2 protein-coding genes are annotated in these 1,763 nt (G+C 61.9%); both read left to right on the forward strand.

Going from position 1 to position 1,763, the window contains the following annotated elements:
* The coding region (locus QZY07_RS12470; RefSeq protein ID WP_295403028.1) for a chemotaxis protein CheW at nt 1–493 on the forward strand (493 nt) is incomplete at its 5' end.
* Nucleotides 494–529: 36 nt separating this feature from the next.
* Nucleotides 530–1,763, forward strand: a 1,234-nt coding sequence (locus QZY07_RS12475) for a methyl-accepting chemotaxis protein (protein ID WP_295403032.1), incomplete at its 3' end; no start/stop codon positions are given.

Raw genomic sequence — 1,763 nt, forward strand, 5'->3', positions numbered from 1 at the left:
CCTGGGCGAAGGGACCAAGGTCACCATCATCCTCCCGCTCACGCTCGCCATCATCGAAGGCTTCCTGGTCGGCGCCGGGCGCGACCAATACGTCATCCCGCTCGCGCAGGGCGCCGACTGCGTCGAGATGACCGCCCTCGACACCCTCCAGCGCCACGGCGAGCACTACATCAACCTGCGCGGCGAAGTGCTGCCCTTCATCCGCCTCACCGACCTCTTCCAGAACGCCGACCCGCGCGCGGAAGGACAGCGCGAAAGCCTGGTGGTGGTGCGTTTCGGCCATCACAAGATGGGCCTGGTGGTCGACACCCTGCTGGGCGAATTGCAGACCGTCATCAAACCGCTCGGCAAGCTGTTCGAACGGTTGCGCGGGGTGGCCGGCGCGACCATTCTCGGCACCGGGGAGATCGCCTTGATCCTCGATGTCGCCGAGCTGGCCGCGGTCGGGCAGGGCGGTCGGCACGCCGCCGCAAAGCGTTCATCAACGATCTGATCTTGTTTGAATAACGGACTCAATTAGGAGAGCCTGATGTTTCATTCCATGACGATGGCCAAGAAACTGATCCTTGGTTTTGGCACCGTGCTATTTCTGCTGATTGTGATGAGCGCCCTGTCCTTCATCGCGATCGAAGGCGCCTCCACCGGGTTCGCCTCCTATCGCGAAAAGGCGGTCAGGGCCAACCGCATGGGCGAAATGCAGGCCAACATGCTGATGGGCCGAATGCAGGTCAAGGACTTTCTGAAGACCCACAGCGACAAGAACGAAAAGGAGTTCCAGAAATACCTGGACGCCACGAACGTGATCCTCAAGGAGACCACCGCCATCGTCCGCGACCCAACGCGGCTCGCCCTGCTGAATACCTCCGGCACCAATATCGAGACCTACGCCAAGGCGTTCGAGGACGTGGTCGCGCGCACGCGCGAAAGCGACCGCTTGGATAACGAAGTGCTGGCAATCACCGGTCGCGAGATCGAACAGCGGTTGACCAAGATCCTGGAGAGCGCGAACCAGGACGCCGACAGCGAGGCGGTTCTGGCATCGGCGCGGGGTCTGCGCAGCCTGTTGCTGGTGCGACTCTATGCGCGCCGGTTCCTCAGCGACAATGCTCAATCGGATGCCGATCGGGTCAATAAGGAATGGGCCGAGCTCGATACTCAATTGAGCGAGATGGGCGTCACCCTGCAGAATCCTCAGCGTCGCGCCTGGCTCGACGAGGCGGTGCGCTATAAGTCCGAATACAAGACGGCCTTTGATCGCGCGGTGCAACTGATCGAGGAACGCAATCGTCTCGTGACCGAAACGCTCGATGTCCTGGGACCTAAGTTCGCCGCCGATATCGATGAGATCAAGCTGTCCTACAAGCAGGAGCAGGATGTCATCGGACCCCAGGTGCAGGCATCCAACGACCGCGCCATCCTGATGATCTCGGTGCTGTCTGCCATTGCCCTGTTGTTGGGCGTTGGCATTGCGTGGCTGATCATCCGCGCCGTCATGGGTCAATTGGGCAAGGATCCCGCGATCATCGCCGAGGTGACCCGCAAGGTCGCGGTCGGCGATCTGGCGATCGAATTCGATCAGACCAACATCCGGGGCGTCTATAAGGACATGCACGGCATGGTCGAGCGCCTGCGCCAGATCGTGGGCGAGGTGCGGGTGGGGGCCGACAATCTGTCCTCGGCCTCCAGCGAGGTGAGTTCCACCGCGCAATCGCTGAGTCAGGGCGCCACCGAACAGGCGGCGAGCGTCGAGGAAACCACCGCCA

Source organism: uncultured Thiocystis sp. (assembly GCF_903866365.1).
In the GTDB taxonomy this organism is placed as follows: Bacteria; Pseudomonadota; Gammaproteobacteria; order Chromatiales; family Chromatiaceae; genus Chromatium.